This is a genomic window from Streptomyces bambusae (assembly GCF_020532645.1).
GTDB lineage: Bacteria > Actinomycetota > Actinomycetes > Streptomycetales > Streptomycetaceae > Streptomyces > Streptomyces bambusae.
Genome location: NZ_JAJAUZ010000092.1, coordinates 1 through 21,111, shown reverse-complemented (window position 1 = coordinate 21,111; position 21,111 = coordinate 1). Strand labels below are relative to the sequence as shown.

The 21,111-nt window shown below is 74.8% G+C and carries 14 protein-coding genes; 6 read left to right on the top strand and 8 right to left on the bottom strand.

Annotation, left to right across the window (positions count from 1 at the left end):
* Positions 1 to 2: 2 nt before the first annotated feature.
* Positions 3 to 803 carry a crotonase/enoyl-CoA hydratase family protein gene (locus LG634_RS35055; protein WP_226740177.1) on the bottom strand — a complete coding sequence of 267 codons (801 nt, stop codon included), beginning with the start codon at positions 801 to 803 and terminating at the stop codon, positions 3 to 5.
* A gap of 230 nt (positions 804 to 1,033) precedes the next feature.
* Here LG634_RS35055 and LG634_RS35050 point away from each other — a divergent pair, with 230 nt between their 5' ends.
* The 4 genes from LG634_RS35050 (at position 1,034) to LG634_RS35035 (ending at position 7,587) form a co-directional block, all read left to right on the top strand.
* The gene (locus LG634_RS35050) at positions 1,034 to 2,656 is read left to right on the top strand and encodes an acyl-CoA synthetase (RefSeq protein ID WP_226740175.1); all 1,623 of its coding nucleotides are present in this window, start codon (positions 1,034 to 1,036) and stop codon (positions 2,654 to 2,656) included.
* A gap of 94 nt (positions 2,657 to 2,750) precedes the next feature.
* Positions 2,751 to 4,037: a phenylacetate--CoA ligase PaaK gene (paaK, locus tag LG634_RS35045; RefSeq protein WP_226740173.1), complete on the top strand. Its 1,287-nt coding sequence runs from the start codon at positions 2,751 to 2,753 to the stop codon at positions 4,035 to 4,037.
* Between the two features lie 213 nt (positions 4,038 to 4,250).
* Positions 4,251 to 4,997, top strand: coding sequence for a YhjD/YihY/BrkB family envelope integrity protein (locus LG634_RS35040; RefSeq protein WP_264204005.1), 747 nt, complete (start codon positions 4,251 to 4,253; stop codon positions 4,995 to 4,997).
* 151 nt (positions 4,998 to 5,148) lie between these two features.
* Positions 5,149 to 7,587: a penicillin acylase family protein gene (locus LG634_RS35035; protein WP_372482550.1), complete on the top strand. Its 2,439-nt coding sequence runs from the start codon at positions 5,149 to 5,151 to the stop codon at positions 7,585 to 7,587.
* Positions 7,588 to 7,629: 42 nt separating this feature from the next.
* Here the strand turns inward: LG634_RS35035 and LG634_RS35030 are convergent, their stop codons facing one another.
* The 3 genes from LG634_RS35030 to LG634_RS35020 form a co-directional block, all read right to left on the bottom strand.
* On the bottom strand, positions 7,630 to 8,736 hold the full coding sequence (locus LG634_RS35030; RefSeq protein ID WP_226740169.1) for a calcium:cation antiporter: 1,107 nt from the start codon (positions 8,734 to 8,736) through the stop codon (positions 7,630 to 7,632).
* A gap of 82 nt (positions 8,737 to 8,818) precedes the next feature.
* Positions 8,819 to 10,387, bottom strand: a complete 1,569-nt coding sequence (locus LG634_RS35025; RefSeq protein ID WP_226740167.1) for an acyl-CoA synthetase — start codon at positions 10,385 to 10,387, stop codon at positions 8,819 to 8,821.
* 10 nt (positions 10,388 to 10,397) lie between these two features.
* Entirely contained in the window at positions 10,398 to 11,501 is a 1,104-nt protein-coding gene (locus LG634_RS35020) for an NAD(P)H-dependent flavin oxidoreductase (RefSeq protein ID WP_226740165.1), read from the bottom strand.
* A 209-nt stretch (positions 11,502 to 11,710) separates the two neighbouring features.
* On the opposite strand from LG634_RS35020, the gene LG634_RS35015 reads away from it, so the two are divergent.
* The gene (locus tag LG634_RS35015) at positions 11,711 to 13,720 is read left to right on the top strand and encodes a serine hydrolase domain-containing protein (protein WP_372482551.1); all 2,010 of its coding nucleotides are present in this window, start codon (positions 11,711 to 11,713) and stop codon (positions 13,718 to 13,720) included.
* Between the two features lie 172 nt (positions 13,721 to 13,892).
* A complete protein-coding gene (locus LG634_RS35010) occupies positions 13,893 to 14,591 on the top strand; it encodes a YoaK family protein (protein WP_226740161.1) in 699 nt (232 codons plus the stop codon).
* A gap of 75 nt (positions 14,592 to 14,666) precedes the next feature.
* On the opposite strand, the gene LG634_RS35005 is transcribed toward LG634_RS35010, so the two are convergent.
* The 4 genes from LG634_RS35005 to LG634_RS34990 form a co-directional block, all read right to left on the bottom strand.
* Entirely contained in the window at positions 14,667 to 16,283 is a 1,617-nt protein-coding gene (locus tag LG634_RS35005; RefSeq protein WP_226740159.1) for a phytoene desaturase family protein, read from the bottom strand.
* A 42-nt stretch (positions 16,284 to 16,325) separates the two neighbouring features.
* Positions 16,326 to 19,457 carry a serine/threonine-protein kinase gene (locus tag LG634_RS35000; RefSeq protein ID WP_226740157.1) on the bottom strand — a complete coding sequence of 1,044 codons (3,132 nt, stop codon included), beginning with the start codon at positions 19,455 to 19,457 and terminating at the stop codon, positions 16,326 to 16,328.
* A gap of 545 nt (positions 19,458 to 20,002) precedes the next feature.
* On the bottom strand, positions 20,003 to 20,455 hold the full coding sequence (locus LG634_RS34995; protein ID WP_226740156.1) for a hypothetical protein: 453 nt from the start codon (positions 20,453 to 20,455) through the stop codon (positions 20,003 to 20,005).
* Between the two features lie 69 nt (positions 20,456 to 20,524).
* Entirely contained in the window at positions 20,525 to 20,764 is a 240-nt protein-coding gene (locus LG634_RS34990; RefSeq protein ID WP_226740154.1) for a hypothetical protein, read from the bottom strand.
* Between the last annotated feature and the right edge of the window lie 347 nt (positions 20,765 to 21,111).

Sequence of the window (21,111 nt, the reverse complement as noted above, 5' to 3'; positions counted from 1 at the left end):
TCTCAGGCTCGGCGGTAGACGGGCGGGCGCTTCTCGGCGAAGGCGCGGGCACCTTCCTTGGCGTCGGCGGTGTCGAAGACGGGCCATCCTCGGGCGAGTTCGGAGGCGAGGCCGTCGGTCTCGGCCAGTTCGGCGGTCTCGTAGACGGAGGCCTTGACGGCCTCGACGGCGAGCGGGCCGCAGGCGTTGATCTGCTCGGCGATCTCCAGGGCCTTGTCGAGGGCGGTGCCGTCGGGGACGACGTGGCCGACGAGTCCGATGCCGGCGGCCTCGGCCGCGGTGTACGGGCGGCCGGTGAGCAGCATTTCGAGGGCGTGGGTGCGGGGGATCTGGCGCGGCAGACGGACGGTGGAGCCGCCGATGGGGAAGAGGCCCCGCCTGACCTCGAACAGGCCGAAGGTGGCGCTTTCGGCGGCGACCCGGATGTCGGTGCCCTGGAGGATCTCGGTGCCGCCGGCGACGCAGTACCCCTCGACGGCGGCGATGACCGGCTTGCGGGGGCGGTGGTGCCGGAGCATCGCCTTCCAGTGCAGGTCGGGGTCGGCCTTGAGGCGGTCGCGGTACTGCTCGCCCGCCATGCCCTTGCCGGCGAGGGCCTTGAGGTCCATGCCGGCGCAGAAGTCGCCGCCGGCGCCGGTGAGCACGATGGAGCGGACCGTGTCGTCCTCGTCGGCTTCGAGCCAGCCGTCGTGGAGGCCCACGAGCAGCGGCAGCGAGAGTGCGTTCTTCGCTTCGGGCCTGTTCATGGTGAGCACCAGGGTGGCTCCCCGGCGCGTCACGGTGAGGTGTTCGGTCCCGCCCATTGACGTCCTCCCGTCTCACTTGCAAGGTCCGACTACGCGGCGAGGTGCCGGGCCGGGCGCCGTGAGGCGGTGAACCTTTCCGGTCGCAGCGCTAGAACAGGTTGCAGTAGGCGGGGAGGCAGTTCAATAGCTTTCTGACAGTCAGTCAGATTTCTTGGTTGTCGCCCTTCCGCATTGCACGGCCCGCGGCTGTAATGACCGCCATCGGGAACCCGGGGTCAGGAGGAACGGTGGAGTACAACCTTGCCGACCTGTTCGAGTCGGTGGTCGACGCGGTCCCCGACCGCGAGGCCCTCGTGTACGTGGACCACCCCGGCACCGGCGCCGAGCGCAGGCTGACGTACGGGGAGCTGGACGCGGCGGCCAACCGCCTCGCGCACCACTTCCTGGACAGCGGCCTGGAGGCCGGCGAGCACCTGGGCCTGCACCTCTACAACGGCGTCGAGTACCTCCAGACCGTGCTGGCCTGCCTCAAGGCGCGACTGGTTCCGGTGAACGTGAACTACCGGTACGTGGAAGAGGAGCTGGTCTACCTCTACCGGGACGCCGATCTGGCGGCGCTGGTCTTCGACGGCGAGTTCACCGCCCTGGTCGCGGCCGCCCTGCCGCAGACGGAGCGGCTGCGGCACCTGGTGCGGGTGGGCGCGGTGCCGGCGGACGCGCCGGACCTGGCCGTGGTGGCGTTCGAGGACGCGGAGGCGGCCGGTTCGCCGGAGCGGGGGTTCGCGCCCCGGTCGTCGGACGACCTCTTCATCATCTACACCGGCGGCACGACGGGGATGCCCAAGGGGGTGATGTGGCGTCAGGAGGACCTGTTCTTCGCGGGGCTGTTCGGCGGTGCGCCGTCGGGCGAGCCGGTGAAGCGGCCGGAGGAGCTGGCCGAGCGGGTCGCCGCGGGCGGCTCCGGGCTCACCTTCTTCCCCACTCCCCCGCTGATGCACGGCACCTCGACCCTGACGTCGTTCGTCGCCTTCAACTACGGGCAGCGGATCGTGATCCACCGCAAGTACGTGCCGGAGGAGGTGCTCAGGACGATCGCGAAGGAGCGGGTCACCAGCGTGTCGCTGGTGGGCGACGCGATGCTGCGGCCGCTGGTGGACGCGCTGGGCGGGCCGCTGCGGGGCACCGACATGTCCTCGCTGTTCACCCTCTCCTCGTCGGGCGCGATCATGTCGGACACGGTGCGGGCCCAGTTCCAGGAGCTGGTGCCGAGCGTGCTGCTGCTCAACAACTTCGGTTCCTCCGAGTCCGGTTCCAACGGCAAGGCGACCGACGACTCGGGGCCGGAGAAGGGCTTCCGGCTGGAGGTCAACGAGCGGACCCTCGTGGTCGACCCGGCGACCCACGAGCCGGTGCCGGTGGGCGTGCCCGGCCGGCTGGCGCAGCGCGGCCACGTACCGCTCGGCTACTACAACGACCCGGCGAAGACCGCGGAGACCTTCTTCCGGCGCGGCGAGGAACGCTGGGTGCTGCTCGGGGACATGGCCACGGTCGACGAGGACGGCATCGTCACGGTCCTGGGCCGCGGCTCGCAGTGCATCAACACCGGCGGCGAGAAGGTGTACCCGGAGGAGGTCGAGCAGGCGCTCAAGGCCCATCCGGACGTGTACGACGTCCTGGTCGCGGGGGTGCCGGACGCCACGTGGGGCAGCCACGTGGCGGCGGTCGTGCAGGTGCGCGCCGGGGCCGAGGCACCCACGCTGGACCAGATCCAGAGCCACTGCCGGACCCGCCTGGCCGGCTACAAGATCCCCCGCCAGCTGGTGATCGCCCCGGCCATCCGGCGCTCGCCGAGCGGCAAGGCGGACTACCGGTGGGCGAAGGCGGTGGCCACGGAGGCGGACCGGGGGTGAGCGGGGCGGGGCGGAATCCTTGACGGGGCCGCCCCACCTTTGATTGCCTACCGAAACCGACCGGCCGACCGGTCGCTCGGCGGAAGGGGCGACGGTGACGGATCTCCTGGACGCGGCGGAGCGGCTCGACCCGGCCGGGCTCGCCGCCCTCCAACTGGAGCGGCTGCAGGCCACCCTGCGCTACGTGTACGAGCGGGTCCCTTACCACCGGGCCGCCTTCGACAAGGCGGGGGTGCACCCGGGCGACTGCCGCAGCCTGGCGGACCTGGCCCACTTCCCGTTCACCACCAAGGCCGACCTGCGCGACACGTACCCGTTCGGCATGTTCGCCGTACCCGGGGACCGGGTGCGCCGGATCCACGCCTCCAGCGGCACCACCGGCCGCCCCACCGTGGTCGGCTACACCGACGGCGACCTGGAGATGTGGGCCGAGGTGGTCGCCCGCTCGCTGCGCGCGGCCGGCGTCCGCCCGGGACACAAGGTGCACGTCGCCTACGGCTACGGGCTGTTCACCGGCGGCCTCGGCGCCCACTACGGGGCCGAGCGGCTCGGCTGTACGGTGATCCCCGCCTCGGGCGGCATGACCGAGCGCCAGGTCCGGCTGATCCTGGACTTCGAGCCCGAGGTCATCATGGTGACCCCTTCGTACATGCTGACGCTGCTGGACGAGATGGAGCGCCAGGGCGTCGACCCGCGGTCCACCTCACTGCGCACCGGCGTCTTCGGCGCGGAGCCGTGGACGGAGGAGATGCGCCGGGAGATCGAGGGCCGGCTCGGCATCGACGCCGTGGACATCTACGGGCTGTCGGAGGTCATCGGGCCGGGCGTGGCGCAGGAGGTCGTCACCACAAAAGACGGCTTGCACATCTGGGAGGACCACTTCCTCCCGGAGGTGGTGGACCCGGTGACCGGCGAGGTGCTGCCCGACGGGGAGCTCGGCGAGCTGGTGTTCACCTCACTCACCAAGGAGGCGATGCCGGTGGTGCGCTACCGCACGCGCGACCTGACCCGGCTGCTGCCCGGCACCGCCCGGCCGGCGTTCCGCCGGATGGAGAAGGTCACCGGCCGCAGCGACGACATGATCATCCTGCGCGGGGTGAACCTGTTCCCCGCCCAGGTGGAGGAGATCCTGCTGCGCACCCCCGCGGTCGCCCCGCACTTCCAGCTGCGGCTGACCCGGGAGGGCCGGCTGGACGCGCTGACCGTGCGCGCCGAGGCCCGCCGGGACGCCACCCCGGCCGACCGGGAGGCGGCGGCCGCGGCGGTGGCCCGGTCGGTGAAGGAGTCGATCGGGGTGTCGGCGGCGGTGGAGATCGTCGATCCGGAGACCCTGGAGCGCTCGGTGGGGAAGATCCGCCGGATCGTGGACCTCCGGGACTGAGACGGGGACCGGGCCGTGCAGCTCGGGCGGGCCGGGTCCGGGACCGGCCCGGAAGTCGTAAAACCACCCGTTCGGCCGGATTGATGCCGATGATGCGGTGGTTCGGGGTAATCGGACTCCGTGACGCTCGACCCGCACCGGCACCGGCTCCGGCAGTTGCACGACCGCATCCGGGCCTCGCCCGTGGGGCTGGCCTGGAGCCGCGGCCGTGAGATGGAACTGATGCACCGTGCCATGGGCTTCGCCGCGCTGGGCTTCCTCACGCTGGTTCCGCTGCTGATCGTGGTGGCGGCCGCCGGCCCGGCCAGCGGGCACGGCTTCGGGCGCTGGCTGGGGCAGGCCCTGGGGGTGTCACGGGACTCCCGGATCCAGGTGGAGCTGCTGTTCGGGATGCCGGGGCAGGCGCTGGAGCGGACCACCGCGTTCGGTCTGGCCGCCCTGTGCGTGTTCGGCCTGACGTTCGGCTCGGTCGTGCAGACCGGGTACGAGAAGGTGTGGGACTTGCCGTCGGCGCGCTGGCACACGATGTGGCGGCACGTGGTGTGGCTGGCCCTGCTGATCGCGTACCTGGGCGTCCTGGTGTCGGTGTCCGCCACCGACGACTCGGTGATCAACACACTGCTCGGCGGCACCGTCGACATGGTGAGCACCTGCCTGTTCTTCTGGGGCTCGCAACGGCTGCTGCTCGGCGGGCGGGTGCGCTGGCGCGCACTGCTGCCGGGGGCGGTGGCCACCGCGCTGGGCCAGCTGGGCCTGCGGCTGTTCTCCCAGCTCGTCTTCTCCCCCCTCATCGCCTCCAACGCGGTGACGTACGGCCCGTTCGGCACCCTGCTGGTCGCCCAGTCCTGGCTGGTGGGGGTGGGGTTCGTGGTCTTCGGCGGGGCGCTGGTGGGGCGGCTGGTCCACGAGCACCTGACGCTGCGGCGGCTGCGGGAGTCGGGGCTCTACCCGGAGGTGTGAACCGCGGGTGCGAGCCGCAGGTGCGAGCGCCTGGGGTGCACCCCTGCCGGTCGGTCCTTCGCCGAAAGCACCGGCGGGTGGTCAACCCTGCGGGCCCGCCGGGAGTCCTGTCCGGTGAAGGCTCACTTTCCACGCCCGTCTGGGGGGAACCGTGAACGTCCGCACGTCCTTACGGCGGCTGGCCGTGCCAGCCGCCGCCCTGCTCACCGCCTCGCTGCTCGGGGCCGGTGCCACCGCCGGGCCGGCCGCGGCGGCGCCCGGCGCCGGGGCTCGGCCCGCCGCCCACGGCCTGTCCGCCGTGCTGCGCTACACCGAATACGGCATCCCGCACATCCGCGCCGAGGACTACGCCGGCCTGGGCTTCGGCACCGGCTGGGCGCAGGCCGCCGACCAGGTCTGCGTGCTGGCGGACGGGTTCACGACCGTCCGTGGCGAGCGGTCGCGCTGGTTCGGCCCGGACGCCGCCACCGACTTCTCGCTCTCCTCGGCCGGCCGGAACCTCTCCAGCGACCTGTACTTCCGCGGAGTCCGGGACTCCGGCACGGTGGAGCGGCTGCTGGCCCGGCCTGCGCCGGAGGGCCCCAGCAGGCAGCTGAAGGACCTGATGCGCGGCTGGGCGGCCGGCTACAACGCCTGGCTGGCGCAGAACGAGATCGACGATCCGGCGTGCCGGGGCGCGGCCTGGGTGCAGCCGGTGACCACCGGCGACGTGGCCGCCCGGGCGTTCGCGGTGTCCGTGCTGGGCGGCGAGGGCCGGGCCGTCGACGGCATCACGGCGGCCGCCCCGCCGGCCGCGGGGGCACCCGCCCCGAAGGCGGGCGGCGACTCCCCCAAGGACGCGGCCGCGGCCGCCCGTGAGCTGTTCGACAACGCGCGCGCCGACATGGGGTCGAACGCGGTGGCGTTCGGCGGCGGCACCTCGGCGAACGGCCGGGGCCTGCTGCTCGGCAATCCGCACTATCCCTGGCACGGCGGCCGCCGGTTCTGGCAGGCCCAGCAGACCATCCCGGGCGAGCTGAACGTGGCGGGCGCCTCACTGCTGGGCACCGGCGTGATCAACATCGGCTACAACGACCGGATGGCCTGGAGCCACACCGTGGCCACCGGGGTGCCGGTGAGCCTGCACCAGCTGGCGCTGGACCCGGCCGACCCGACGGCGTACCTGGTCGACGGCAGGCCGGAGCGCATGGTCCGGCGGACCGTCACCGTCCCGGTGCAGGGCGGCGGGGAGGTCATCCGCAGCCAGTGGTGGACCCGGTACGGTCCGGTGCTGACCTCGCTGGGCGGCTCGCTGCCGCTGCCGTGGACCCGTACCACCGCGTTCGCGCTGGGAGACCCCAACGCGTCGAACCTGCGGGGCTCGGACACGGCGCTGGCGCTCGGCAAGGCCCGCTCGGTGGCGGCCGCGGAGGCCGCGCTGCGGCGCACCCAGGGGCTGCCCTGGGTGAACACGGTCGCGGCCGACGCGGCGGGGCGCACCCTGTTCACGCAGGCCCAGGTGCTGCCGCGGATCACCGACGAGCTGGCGGCCGGCTGCTCCACTCCGCTGGGGCGGGCCACGTACCCGGCGTCGGGGCTGGCCGTACTGGACGGCTCTCGGTCGGCGTGCACGCCCGGGTCGGACCCGGACGCGGTGCAGCCGGGCGTCTTCGGTCCGTCCCGGGCCCCGGTGCTGCGCGATGCTCCGTACGCGGAGAACTCGAACGACAGCGCCTGGCTGGCCAACGCCGACCGGCCGGTGACCGGATACGAGCGGATCTGGGGCACCATCGGCACCCCGCGGTCGCTGCGCACCCGCGGGGCGGTGGAGGACGTGGCGGCCATGGCGGCCCGCGGCCGGCTGACCGTGCGTGATCTGGAGCGGCAGCAGTTCGCGAACCGGGCTCCGGCCGGTGATCTGGCCGCGGCCGGTGCGGCGGCGGCCTGTGCGGCGCTGCCGGGCGGCACGGCCACCGCGGGCGACGGCACCGCCGTCGACGTCTCGGAGGCCTGCGCGGTGCTCGCCCGCTGGGACCGCACCACGGACACGGGGAGCCGGGGCGCGCTGCTCTTCGACCGGTTCTGGCGCCGGCTGACGGCCGCGACGCCGCCCGGCGAACTGTGGAAGGTGCCGTTCTCTGCGGCGGATCCGGTGCGCACCCCGCACACCCTGAACCAGGCGGCGCCGGGTCTCCCGCGGGCGCTGGCGGACACCGTGCAGGAGCTGGGGAAGGCGGGCATCGCGCTGGACGCGCCGCTGGGTGCGCACCAGTTCGTCGTACGGGGCGGGCAGCGGATCCCGGTGAGCGGCGGCACGGAGGCGCTGGGCGTGTGGAACAAGATCGAGGCGCCGTGGACGGCGGCCTCCGGCGGGTACGCGGAGGTGGTGCACGGCACCAGCCACGTCCAGGCGGTGGGCTGGGACGGCAGCCGCTGTCCGGTGGCGCGCACCCTGCTGGCGTACGGCCAGTCCTCGAACCCGCTGTCCCCGTCGTACAGCGACCAGACGCGGCTGTTCTCGGGTGAGCGCTGGGTGCGGGGCCGGTTCTGCGAGCGGGACATCATGGCGTCGCCGGCGCTGAAGGTGGTCCGGGTGCACGAGCGCCGCTGACCGCGGCGGCCGGCCCGGGGCGGGCCCCCGGGCCGGCCGCCGTCAGGGGCTGACGGCGAGGAACAGGTAGGCGGCGAGGATGACCAGGTGGACGCCGCCCTGGAGGAGGGTCGCGCGGCCGGGCACGATGGTGAGGGCGCCGACGACGACGGTGAGCGCGAGCAGGACCATGTGGGTGGCACCGAGGCCGAGGACGAGCGGGCCGGTCAGCCAGATGGACGCCAGGGCGATGGCGGGGATGGTGAGGCCGATGCTGGCGATCGCCGAGCCCAGGCCGAGGTTGAGGCTGGTCTGGACCCGGTCGCGGCGGGCGGCGCGTACGGCGGCGAGGGTTTCGGGTGCCAGCACCAGCAGGGCGATGATGACGCCGACCACGGCGTGCGGCAGGCCGGCCTTGGCCACGCCGGACTCGATGGTGGGCGATACGGCCTTGGCGTTGCCGACGACCGCGACCAGGGCGACGACGAGCAGGCCGAGGCTGATGAGGGCGGCGCGACTGCCGGGCGGCTCGGCGTGGTCGTCCTCGGAGTCGCCGGCGCCGGACCCGGTGGCCACGGGCAGGAAGTAGTCGCGGTGGCGGACCGTCTGCACGGCGACGAACAGGCCGTACAGGCAGATGGAGGCGACTCCGGCGAAGGTGAGCTGGGCGGTGGAGAATTCCGGGCCCGGCTTGCTGGTGGTGAAGGTGGGGAAGACGAGACTGAGGGTGGCCAGGGTGGCGACGGTGGCCAGTGCGGCGCCGGATCCTTCGGCGTTGAAGACGGCGACCCGGTTGCGGAGCGCGCCGACGAGGAGCGACAGGCCGACGATGCCGTTGCAGGTGATCATCACGGCGGCGAAGACGGTGTCGCGGGCGAGGGTGGAACTGCCGCTCTTGCCGTCGGCCATCAGGGTGACGATGAGCGCGACTTCGATGACGGTGACGGCGACGGCCAGGACCAGCGAGCCGAACGGTTCGCCCACCCGGTGGGCCACGACCTCGGCGTGGTGCACGGCGGCCAGCACTGCGCCGGCCAGGCAGAGCGCGACCAGTCCCACGGCGAAGCCCGGCAGGTCGCGACCCCAGCTCAGGACCAGCGCGACGAGGGCGAGGGCGGGGACCACCACGGTCCAGTCGGTCAAGGGGGGCCGGTGCGTTGCCGTACTCATGCCCCCACCCTGCCACGCGCGTCCCGCCGCCGGGCCGCTGCGGCGCCCGGCCGGGGCCGGGGGTGGGAATCATCACAAACCGCTACATCGCGCGCTGGTGGCCCTCCCAGTACGGATCGCGCAGCCGCCGCTTGTACAGCTTGCCGTTGGGGTCGCGGGGCATGACGGCGGTGAAGTCGACCGTCTTGGGCCGCTTGTACCCGGCGAGTTGCCGGGCGCAGTGGGCGAGGATCTCGGCGGCCAGCGGCTCGCCGGGGGTGAAGCCCTCGGCGGGCTCGACGACCGCCTTGACCTCCTCGCCCCAGTCGGCGTGCGGGATGCCGAAGGCGGCGGCGTCCGCGACCGCCGGGTGGGTGAGCAGGGCGGCCTCGATCTCGGCCGGGTAGATGTTCACACCACCGGAGATGATCATGTCGATCTTGCGGTCGCGGAGGAACAGGTAGCCCTCCTCGTCGAGCACGCCGAGGTCGCCGACGGTGAAGAAGTCGCCGATGCGGTTCTTGCGGGTCTTGCCCTCGTCCTTGTGGTAGCTGAAGCCGCCGGTGCTCATCTTCATATAGACGGTGCCGACTTCACCGGGCCCGAGGCGGTTCCCGTCGTCGTCGAACACGGCGAGCTCGCTGATGGGCCAGGCCCTGCCGACCGTGCCGGGCTTCTTCAGCCAGTCCTCGGCGGTGGCGAACGCACCGCCGCCCTCGCTGGCCGCGTAGTACTCCTCCACGCAGCTCCCCCACCACTCGATCATCGCCCGTTTGACGTGGTCGGGGCAGGGTGCGGCGCCGTGGATGGCGTGCCGCATCGAGGAGACGTCGTAGGCCGTACGGGTGACCTCGGGGAGGGCGAGGAGGCGGTGGAACTGGGTGGGCACCATGTGGGTGTGGGTGCAGCGGTGGCCGTCGATGAGGCGGAGCATCTCCTCGGGGGTCCACTTGTCCATGAGGACGAGCGGGTGCCCGATGTGCAGGGAGGCGCCCGCGAACTGGAGCACGGCGGTGTGGTAGAGCGGCGAGCAGACGAGGTGGACGTTGCCGTCGAAGGGCCGGATCCCGAAGATGCCGAGGAACCCGCCGAGATGGGCCTCCTCGGGCGGCTTGCCCTGGAGCGGGCGGCGGATGCCGCGGGGCCGGCCGGTGGTGCCGGAGGTGTAGTTCATGACCCAGCCGAGGGTGCGGTCCGAGGGGAGGCCGGCGGGCTGCCCGTCGAGCAGGGCGCCGTACGGGAGGAAGCCGGCGGGGGTGGCGCCGGCGGATGCGACGGCGTACCGGTGGCCGGGCGGCAGGCCCGCCTCGTCGGCCGCGGCGGTGGCGGCATCGGCGAAGCGCTCGTGGGCGATGAGGACCTTGGCGCCGGAGTCGGCGACGATCCAGGCGATCTCGGGGCCCACCAGGTGGTGGTTGACGGGGACCAGGTAGAAGCCGGCCTGGGAGGCGGCGAGGTAGGCGGTGAAGAACTCGATGCCGTTGGGCAGGACCACGGCGAACGCGTCGCCGCGGGTCATTCCGGCGGCGCGCAGGCCGTGCACCATGCGGTTGACGTCGGCGAGGAGCCGGCCGGCGGACCACTGCTCACCGTCCGGAGCAGTGATCACGATCCGGTCGGGGTCGGCGGCGGCCTGGGCCCAGAAGCCGTTCGGAGGCTGCGAGTCGGACATGCGGGGCTCCTCAGGCTCGGCCGGCGATGCGGCGGATGCGGTCGACGGCCTGTTCGAAACCCCGGGTGAGGTCGTCGAAGACGGCCTGGACGCTGCGTTCAGAGGTCATGCGGCCGACGATCTGCCCGACGGGCGTGCCGAGCAGCGGGTGGACCTCGTACTTCTGGATGCGGGAGACGGCCTCGGCGACGAGCAGGCCCTGCAGCGGCATGGGGAGCGGGCCGGGCCCGTCCGGGTCCTCCCACGCGTCGGTCCATTCGGTGCGCAGCTGGCGGGCGGGCTTGCCGGTGAGGGCGCGGGAGCGCACGGTGTCGCCGGAACCGGCGGCCAGCAGCTTGCGCGTGAGGGCCGGGGAGTGCAGGTCGGCCTCGGTGGTGGTGAGCCAGAGCGAGCCGAGCCAGACGCCCTGGGCGCCGAGGGCGAGTCCGGCGGCGATCTGCTCGCCGCTGCCGATCCCGCCGGCGGCGAGCACGGGCAGCGGGGCGACGGCGTCCACGACTTCGGGGACGAGCACCATGGAGGCGATCTCGCCGGTGTGGCCGCCGGCCTCGTAGCCCTGGGCCACGACGACGTCGATGCCGGCCTCGGCGTGCCGGCGGGCGTGCCGGGCGCTGCCGGCGAGGGCGGCGACGAGGACGCCGTGGTCGTGGGCGCGGGCGATGACGTCGGCGGGCGGTGAACCGAGGGCGTTGGCGAGGAGCTTGATGGGGTAGTCGAAGGCGACGTCGAGCTGGTTGCGGGCGACCTGCTCCATCCAGCCGGTGATCCGCCAGCCGGAGGCCTCGCCCTCGGGGAGTTCGGGGACCCCGTGCTTGGCGAGGGTCTCGCGGACGAACTCCCGGTGCCGCTCCGGGATCATCGCCTCGACGTCGGCCTCGGTGACGCCCTCGACCTTCTTCGCCGGCATCACGACGTCGAGCCCGTAGGGCTTGCCGTCGGCGTGTTCCTGCATCCAGTCGAGGTCGCGGGCGAGATCGCCCGGGGCGGTGTAGCGCACCGCGCCGAGCACGCCGAAGCCGCCGGCCCGGCTGATGGCGGCGGCGACCGCCGGGAACGGCGTGAACCCGAAGATGGCGTGCTCGACTCCCAGTTTCCTGCTCAGCTCCGTCTCCATGGGCGGCAGGATGCCGCAGCGCGCCGGGCGAGGGAAGAGGATTTCTGATGCAGTGTCAGATTCTTTGTCTCCCGCGCGGCGCGGGGTCGGGGTCGTACGCGGGCAGATACTCGGTGACGGGTGCGGGCGGGGGCCTGGTGCGGACCGGATGCGGGACGGTGCGGGTGCGGGTGCGGGTGCGGATGGGGTCCGGAGCGGTGCGGGTGCGGATGCAGGTCGTCGGGACGGGAGGACCGGTCATGGGAGAGGTCACGGGGGCAGGGGCGGGGACGCGCGGGGAGCCGGACGGGGTGAGGGGCGGGACGGGGGGTGGGAAAGGGGCTGCCGGCGGGGCGCCGGTGCTGGGGCGGCGCGGGCTGGGGCTCCGGCTGCTGGCGCTGGGCGGGGTGCTGGTGCTGCACGCGCTGCCCGGGGCCGCGGCGGCGGGACAGAACCCGGTGGAGCGGCGGGCGTTGCAGGGGCTGCGGCTGCGGTACGGGTCGGCGCGGCAGGCCGGGCTGCTGGACCGGCACCTGGAAGGGGTGGTGGCGGAGGTCCGGCGGTTCCTGGGCCCGTCGCCCGAGTACCCCTACTTCGCCGGGGCGGTGGTGCTCGCCGGGCGGGGCCGCACGGTCGCGCTGCACCGGGCGCTCGGGGACGCGGTCCGGTACGCGGACTACGACGGGCGCACCGACCGGGCCCGGGAGTTCCCGGCGGCCGAGCGGATCGCGATGGCGGAGGACACCGTCTTCGACCTGGCCTCGCTCACGAAACTGTTCACGTCGATCCTCGCGGTGCAGCAGATCGAGCGGCGGCGGCTGGAGCTGGAGGCGCCGGTCCACCGCCACCTGCCGGAGTTCACCGGCGGCGGGAAGGAGCTGATCACGGTCCGGCAGCTGCTCACGCACACCTCGGGGCTGCGGTCGTGGGCTCCGTTCTACCAGGAGGCCACCCGGGAGGGGCAGTTGCGGCTGCTGTGGTCGGTGCGGCCGCAGGAACCCCCGGGCACCGTGTACCGGTATTCCGACCTCAACCTCATCGCGCTCCAGCTGCTCTTGGAACGGATCACCGGTCACACACTGGATGCCCTGCTCCAGAAAGAGATCACTGCTCCGCTCGGGATGCAGCGCACTCGTTTCAATCCCCCGCTCTCGTGGCGCCGGTCGACGGCCGCCACGGAGGTCCAGCGGCCGCCGTGGTCCGGCCGCGACCGCGGTCTGGTGTGGGGCGAGGTCCACGACGAGAACGCCCACGCGCTGGGCGGCGTCGCAGGCCACGCGGGTGTCTTCGGCACGGCCTGGGACCTCGCCGTGCTGGCCCGCACCCTCCTCGACGGCGGGGTGTACGCCGGCAAGCGGATCCTTCGCCCCGCCTCGGTGGAGCTCCTGTTCACCGACTTCAACACGGCCTTCCCCGGGGACGACCACGGCCTCGGCTTCGAGCTCTACCAGCACTGGTACATGGGCGCGATGGCCACGCCCGGTTCGGCCGGCCACACCGGGTTCACCGGCACCTCTCTGGTCCTCGACCCGTCCACCGACTCGTACCTGATCCTGCTGGGCAACTCCGTGCACCCGGTGCGCACCTGGCGGGCCGGCAGCGCGCCGCGGGTCGCCGCCGGCAACCGGTTCGCGCGCGCGGTGCCGGTCCGCACCCGGCACGGCGGCGCGTCCTGGTTCTCCGGCATGGAGCCCGGTTCCTCCGGCACCCTCACCCTGCCCCCGGTCACCCCCGCCACCGCGGCGGCCCGGCTGCGCTGCGCGGTCTGGTGGGACACGGTGCCGGGGGCCGGAGCCTTCCACCTGGAACTCCTGGAGGTCCCGGACCCGGCCGGCGTCAAGTGCCCGGCTCCGGCCGGGTCCGCCGCCGGCGGCGGACCCGGTACCGACGCGGGCGCCGGCGCGGGTACCGACGCCGGCGGGCCGGCCGGACCCGTATGGCAGCCGGTCCCGTTCAACACCGTCCGCAGTACCGGCGGCAGCCCGGAGCAGTGGCCCGACGGCACGGCGGGCGGCTGGTCGCAGCGGATCTGGCACCGGCTGGAGGCGCCGCTCGGCGCCTGGGCCGGCCGTACCGTGCAGCTCCGCTTCCGGCACGCGTCCACCGGCCGGTACGTGGGCCGCGGCATCTACGTGGACGTCCTGCGCATCGCGGAACCGGGTGCCCTCCTCTTCTCCGAGGACCGCCCCCTGGACGGCGCCCGCATCGAACCGGCCGGCTGGACCCGCTCGACGGACTGACGCGGCCCGCCCCGGCACCCGCCGGGTACACCGCCCCCGCCGGCGGGGCGCGCGATCCGCCACCCGGACGTGATCCGCAGCGCCCCGCAGCGCGGCGGGTCGGAGTCCCCGGGCGGCCCGCCCAGACTGGCGGGCGGTGCCGGAGGGACCGGGACCGGGAGGGGAGGCGTACATGGCGAAGGCGCCCACCGTGCCGGCCCGGCTGATGGCCGTCCTCACCCTCGCCACCGGGCTGGTCGAGGCGGCCAGTCTGCTCGCGCTGGGGCCCGTCTTCACCGGCATGCAGACGGGGAACGTGCTGTTCCTGGCGTTCGGTGTGGCCAGCCAGGATCCGTTCTCGGTGGCGGCCCCGCTCACCTCGCTCGGCGCGTTCACCGTCGGCGCACTGGCCGGCGCCCGTACCGAGTGGCGGCTGGAGGCGCACCGCAGGCGCTGGTTCGTCATCGCCGTTCTGGTCGAGGCCCTGCTGGTCACGGTCGCCGCGGTGGCCGTCTGGGGGCTGGAGCCCGTGCGCAGCGATCCCTCCGGCCGGCACCTCGCTGCGATCGCCGTGCTGTCGGCGGCCATGGGGCTGCGCAACGTGACGGCGATGCGGGTGAACGTGCCGGACATGCCCACGACGCTGGTGACCCGGGCGATGACGGCCTTCCTCGCGGGGTGGCTGCCCGGGCACGACCCGCTGTTCGGCCGCACCGCCGGGGCCACCGCCCGGCGGGCCGCCTCCGTCGCCGCGATGTTCGCGGGCGGGATCGCCGGTGCCGCCCTCCTCCGGCTCGACTGGCCGCCGGCCGCCCTGCTGCTGCCGGCCGCCGCCCTCGCCCTGCTGGTGGCCCTCGCGTACCTGCCGCTCCCGCTCCTGACCACCCGCTGACGGACGCTGCCCGCCGGGCCGGGGCTCCGGCCGGAGCTCCGGCCCGGAAGCCGGCGGGACCGCTTGCGCCCCGGCTCAGCGGCCCAGCGCCGCCATCGCCGCGTTGTGCCCCGGGATGCCGCTCACCCCGCCGCCCCGGACCGCGCCCGCCCCGCAGAGGAGGACGTTCGCGTGCCGGGTGGCGACGCCCCAGCGACCGCTGCCGGCGGCGGCTTCCGCATACGGGAAGGACAGGTCGCGGTGGAAGATGTGGCCGCCGGGCAGGCGGAGTTCGCGTTCCAGGTCGAGCGGGGTCTTCGCCTCGATGCAGGGGCGGCCGTCGGCGTCCTCGGCGAGGCAGTCGGCGAGCGGCTCGGCGAGGTGGGCGTCGAGCTGGGCGAGGGTCGCGGCGAGCAGGCGTTCCCGGGTGCCGTCGTGGTCCTTCTCGAACAGCCGGGCGGGGGCGTGCAGCCCGAAGAGCGTCAGGGTCTGGTAGCCGCGCGCGGCGAGGTCGGGGCCGAGGATCGTCGGGTCGGTGAGCGAGTGGCAGTAGATCTCGGACGGCGGGGCGGCGGGCAGTTCCCCGGCCGCGGAGCTCGCGTAGGCCTCGGCCAGGTCACCGTACCCCTCGGCGATGTGGAAGGTGCCGGCGAAGGCCTCCCGCGGGTCCACGGCCGTGTCGCGCAGCCGGGGCAGCCGCCGGAGCAGCATGTTGACCTTGAGCTGGGCGCCCTCGGCCGGGGCCGGCGGCGGGTCGCCGAGCAGGGCGGCCAAGGCCTGCGGGGAGGCGTTGACGAGGACCTGGCGGGCCTCGGCCAGGCCCTCCCCGTCCGCCGTGCGGAAGTGGACGGCGGCCTCCGCGGCGCCGTCGGTCTCGATCCGCACCACCTCGTGCCCGGTACGGATCTCGGCGCCGGCGGTGCGGGCGGCCTCGGTGAGGGCGGCGGTGAGCGCGCCCATGCCGCCGACGGGCACGTCCCAGTCGCCGGTGCCGCCGCCGATGACGTGGTACAGGAAGCAGCGGTTCTGTACGAGGGAGGGGTCGTGGGCGTCGGCGAACGTGCCGATCAGGGCGTCCGTCAGGACCACGCCGCGGACCAGGTCGTCGCTGAAGTGCTCCTCGACGGCCCGGCCGATGGGCTCCTCGAACAGCATCCGCCAGGCCGCGTCGTCGCCGATCCGCTCGCGCAGGGCGGCCCGGGTGGGCAGCGGTTCGGTGAGGGTCGGGAAGACGCGTTCGGCGACGCGGGCGGTGGTGGCGTAGAACTCCCGCCAGCGGTCGTACTCGCGGGCGGCCGGGTCGCCGGTGAGGCGGGCGAACGAGTCCCGGGTGCGGTCCTCGCCGCCGCCGACGAGCAGCCCGGTGGCCCGGCCGCCGCGGACCGTCGGCGTGTACGAGGACACCGTGCGCTTGCGGACCGCGAACGCGAGTCCCAGGTCGGACACGATCTTCCGCGGCAGCAGCGACACGAGGTACGAGTAGCGGGACAGCCGGGCGTCGACACCGGCGAACGGGCGGGTGGAGACGGCCGCGCCGCCGGTGTGCCCCAGCCGTTCCAGGAGCAGGACGCGGCGGCCGGCCCGGGCCAGGTAGGCGGCGGCGACCAGGCCGTTGTGCCCGCCGCCGACGATCACGGCGTCGTAGCGGCCGTCGCCGGCTCCGCCGGCGGTGCCGGTTCCGTCCACGGCGCGGGAGAACGATGCTCGGCTCATGGCTCTTCGTAACACGGGACGATCGGCCGTCGCCAGGGTGCGTCAGGCCACGACCGGCGGCAGCGGGCTGCCGAACGCGGGGCGCCGGCCGCGCAGCGCGGCCACCCGGCGGTGCAGCTCCTCGGCCTCGGCGGCCAGGCCGAGGCGTTCCAGGCAGTGCGCCTCGTCGCTGCGGGCGGCCAGGGTGTCGGGGTGCTCGGTGCCGAGGGCCTGTTCGCGGCCGCCGGCCACGTCCCGGTACACCGACAGGGCCTCCTGCCAGCGGCCGAGCCAGCCGAGGCCGACGGCCACCTCGCGGTGGCTGACGAGGGTGTCGGGGTGGTGCGGGCCGAGGACGCGGGCGCGCAGCGCGGCCACCTCGCGGGCCTCGGCCAGGGCTTCGTCCCAGCGGGCGAGCCGGCCGAGGTTGACGCCGAGGCCGTGCCGGGCGCGGAGGGTCTCCGGGTCGGCGGCCCCGTAGGCACGGGTGCGGTCGCCGACGAGGTCCCGGTACAGCTCCAGCGCTTCGGCGCTGCGGCCGAGCCGGCCGAGGCAGATGCCGATCTCGTACCGGGCGGCCAGCGTGTCGGGGTGGTCGCGGCCGAGGGTGCCGGCGCGGCCGGCCGCGACCGCGCGGTAGCCGTGCAGGGCCTCGGCCCAGCGGCCGAGCTGGCCCAGGGCGTACGCGGCCTCGTAGCCGCTGACGAGGGTGTCGGGGTGGGCCGGGCCGAGGACGCGGGCGCGGACGGCGGCCACCTCGGCCGCCATGCGGTGGGAGTCCTCCAGGCGCCCCAGGCGGCTGAGGTTGACGGCGAGGTTGTGGCGGCAGCCGAGGGTGTCGGGGTGCTCGGGTCCGGCGGCGCGCGTCCGGGCGGCCAGCACCTCGGCGTAGACGTCGTGCGCCTCCGTGTGCCGGCCGAGCTGGGTGAGGACGTACGCGGTCTCCTGGCGGGCGGCGAGCGTGTCGGGGTGCTCGGCGCCGAGGGTGCGGGCGCGGGCCGTCGCGACCCGGCCGTATTCGGCGAGCGCCTCACCGGCCCGGCCGGTCCGGCTGAGGGCGTACGCCAGCTCGTAGCGGCTGGCCAGGGTGTCGGGGTGCTCGGCCCCCAGCGCCTCGGCCCGCGCGGCGGCGACCTCCCGGTGCACCCGGCCCGCCTCTTCCCACCGCCCGGCCCGTCCCAGCCCGAGCGCGACGGCATGCCGCAGGGCCGGCTCCCCGGGGTACGCCCCGGCGCCACCCCCTTGCGGCACCCGCGGATCCCCACCGGCCGTCCCGCCCTGCCCCGCCCCGGCAGCGGAGGCCTGCCCGGGCCGCTGCGCGTGCCCGGCGGGCGAGCCGTGACCAGCGGCGGGGGCGGGTCCGGCGGTCGGGGCATGGCCGACGGTCGGGGCATGGCCGTGAGGCGGAACGGAGCCGCCGGTGTGGCCGGTGAACGAGACCGACGCCTCGTCGAGGCCGTCGCCCACGGCCGGACCGGGCCCGCCGGCCTGGGCGTGGCTGCCGCTTCGGACGTGGCTGTCGCTTCGGACGTGTCTGTCTGTCCGGACGTGCCCCGCGGACGGAGCGTGCCCGGCAACGAAGACGTGGCCCGCGGCCGGGACGTGGCCCGCGGTCCGGGCATGCCCGTCTCCGGTGGCCGGAACGTGGCCCGTGGCCTGCGTGGATCCGGGGGGCACGGCAGGGGCGGCAGCGGGGGCGGGCTGCTCGGTCCGGGTGTACCCGGTGCCGGGGGCCTGGGGATGCGCGGGGTCGGGGGCGGGCAGGGTGGTCGCGGCCGGGAAAGGGGCCGCCGCAGGCGTGTGCGCGGTGGCAGGTGCGTGCCCGCTCTCCGAGGTGCCCGGGCCGGTCCGGGGCGGAACGCCCGTCGTCGGGGCGGCCGTCGGCGCCGGACCTCCGCTCGCGGCCCGACCGGCGGCCCGTCCGGGGTTGCCGGTCGCTCCCGTGCCTGCGGCCGAGCCGGGGACCGTCGCACCCGTAACCGCAGCCGGTCCGAGGGCCGTCGCACCCGTAACCGCAGCCGAGCCCGGGACCGTCGCACCCGGGACGACCCCCTGTGCAGAGGTGCGCACCGAACCCGGGGCTGCCGTCGGCGCGGGGCCCGTCGCCTGGCCCGGAGCGCCCCACGGTGCGGGGGCGCCCGAAGGGTGCGGGCCGGGCGGCGTGGTGGGGCGGGCGGGGAGTGTCCAGACGCCGGTCAGGGCGTGGGCCCAGGCGCCGCTGTGGGTGGCGCGGGGGACGCCGGGGCGGGGGCCGGCGGTCATGTGGCGGGCCCAGGGGGGCAGCGGGGCCTCGGGGGCCGGGGCGGCGGCGTGCAGGCCGACGGGCCCGGTCGGCGCCGGGCGGCCGGCGAGCAGGCGGGCGTGGAGGGCCCGGGCGTCGGCAGGGCGGGACTCCGGCGCCTTGGCGAGCAGGCCGAGGACGGCCTGCTCGAAGAAGACCGGCAGTTCGGGCCGGTGCACCCGCAGCGGCTCCGGCTCCGCGTCCCGGTGCCCGACGAGCACGGACCAGGAGTCGCCGAGGTCGAACGGCGGGGCGCCGGTGGCGATCTCGTACAGCACGCAGCCGAGGGAGTACAGGTCGCTGCGGTGGTCGACCTCGGAGCCGGCGATCTGCTCGGGCGACATGTAGTGCGGGGTGCCCATGGCCATGCCGCCGCCGGTCAGCTTGGCGGTGAAGCCGATGTCGTGGGCGAGCCGGGCGATGCCGAAGTCGCAGATCTTCACCGTGCCGTCGGTGAGCCGCATGATGTTCGCCGGCTTGAGGTCCCGGTGCACGATGCCCTGTTCGTGCGTGTACGCGAGGGCCGCCGCGACCTGTTCGGCGATGTCGAGGACCTCGGCGACGGGCAGCGGCCGGTGGTCGTTCTCGTCCAGGAGCTGGCTCAGGTTGCGGCCGTGGAGCAGCTCCATGACGAGGAACAGCATGCCGTCGGAGGCACTGTCGTCGCCGAAGTCGTGGACCACGGTGACGCCCCGGTGCTGCAGCGAGGCCGCGACCCGCGCCTCGCGCCGGAACCGCTCGCGCAGGATCTGGGTGAACTCGGCGTCGTGGCTGGGTCCGAGCGGCTTGAGGCATTTGACCGCGACCTGGCGGCCCAGCGACTCGTCCCGGGCACGCCAGACCTCCCCCATGCCGCCGCGCCCGATGAGATCGAGCCGGCGGTACCGTCCCTGGATCAGTCTGGTTTCCGCCACTTCCGCCATGTCGTACTGCCGCCCCCACTGTCGTGCTGTGCCCTCCCCGGCCCGAACAGTATGGCCGCACCTCGGCGCGCTGTGTACGGCGAGGGACGCCTGCCGGGCCCCATCCGGGGCATTGCGCTCAAGATGTGACCTGGGCGCGGCCGCCGGCCCGGCCGGGCGGGTCCCAGGCGGCGCAGGAGTCCCGTCCGGCGCATCCGGTGCGTGGTGCGGGCGGGGCGGCCGTACAGGTGGTGCGCCCGATCGGCAGGCGAGTCGTGGGCAGAACGGGTGACCGGGCCGCGCCGCGGCAGGCGGCACGGCACCTGCCGCGGGGATGCCGGAGGGCGGTGCGGAACGGCTTCGGCCGCCCGCGTGTCCGGCCTTCAGGAGGGCTGCCGGCGGGCCGCGGAAGGGCCCGCCGGACGGGCGCGGCGGGGTCGGCGACAACGGCCGGACCCGGCCCGGGACCGTGCCCGACCCAGGCCCACGGGCCCGGCACGGGCACGATTTTCAGCCACGCACCGGACGGGCCGGGTACGTGTGGGGGCCGGGCCGGCTCACTTGCACAGCGTGGTCGGCGCCGCCACCGGGACGAAGGTCAGCGGCGGCTGCCCGCCGGTCTCGAAGACGACCATCTCGGCGGATTCCAGCTGGATGTACCCCGGCGTGTAGAGGTCGCCCCACTCCACCCGCGGTCCGGCCACCTCGGCGTCGATGTCGGTGCGCATCTGGCGCAGTTCCCAGTACTTGCCGCCGAAGGTGAGCGTGCCGATGCCGCAGTGCGTGTAGAGGTCGTACGGGTACCAGGTGCCGGGCTTGGGGACGGCCGGGCCGGTGCGGGGTTCGTCGACGTCGGCCCGGCCGGGCGCCGGCTTGGGACCGTCGGCGGTGACGGCGGCGGTGGGGCGGCTGCCGGTGACCGTGCCGGCGGTGGCCTCGGCGGCCGTGGTGCAGCCGGTGAGGGCGAGGAGCAGGGCGGCGAGGGGGGCGAACTGGCGCAGGCGGTCCATGACGGCACCTTTCCGTCGGCGGGGCGGTTCCCCGCTGTGACGTGCCGGGGCGGTGCCGGGTTCCGCCGGTCACAGGGGCGGCGGCGCGGCGGGTTCGGCGAGCGCGTTGTCGAGGGCCCAGCGCTTCTCCCAGCAGCGGTAGGACAGTTCGAAGAGGGCGAGCGGCAGGGCCATCAGGGCGGCGGTGTATGCGTCGGGGCGGCGCGGGGACACGGTCCACAGCCAGGCACCCGCGAGGAGCGCGCAGCCGGTCAGTCCCAGCAGCAACTCACCGGTGCGCCACAGGGCCCGCCGCCGTTCGGTGTCCACGTCCGTCCCGCCTCCTGTGCTGCGCCGTGTTCCTCTATCTCTGCCCCGTTTCGCCGCGGCTGTTCCACCGCGTTTCCTTTCGGAACAGGAACATCAGCACACCCGGAACCACCCGCAGGGCCGCGGCCGGTCGGGCGGGGCCGATCCACCCCGCCCGGACCGGCTGCCCACCGGGCGGGACCAGTCCACCCCGCGCTCGGGCCGACTGCCCCACCGGGCGGGACCAATCCACCCCGCCCGGACCGGCTGCCCACCGGGCGGGGGGCAGAATCCAGCCCCTCCAGGGGGTACCTCCCGGCCCCCTGGGGCTGGGGGAGTTTGAGGAGCGGGGTTTGGGGCGGAGCCCC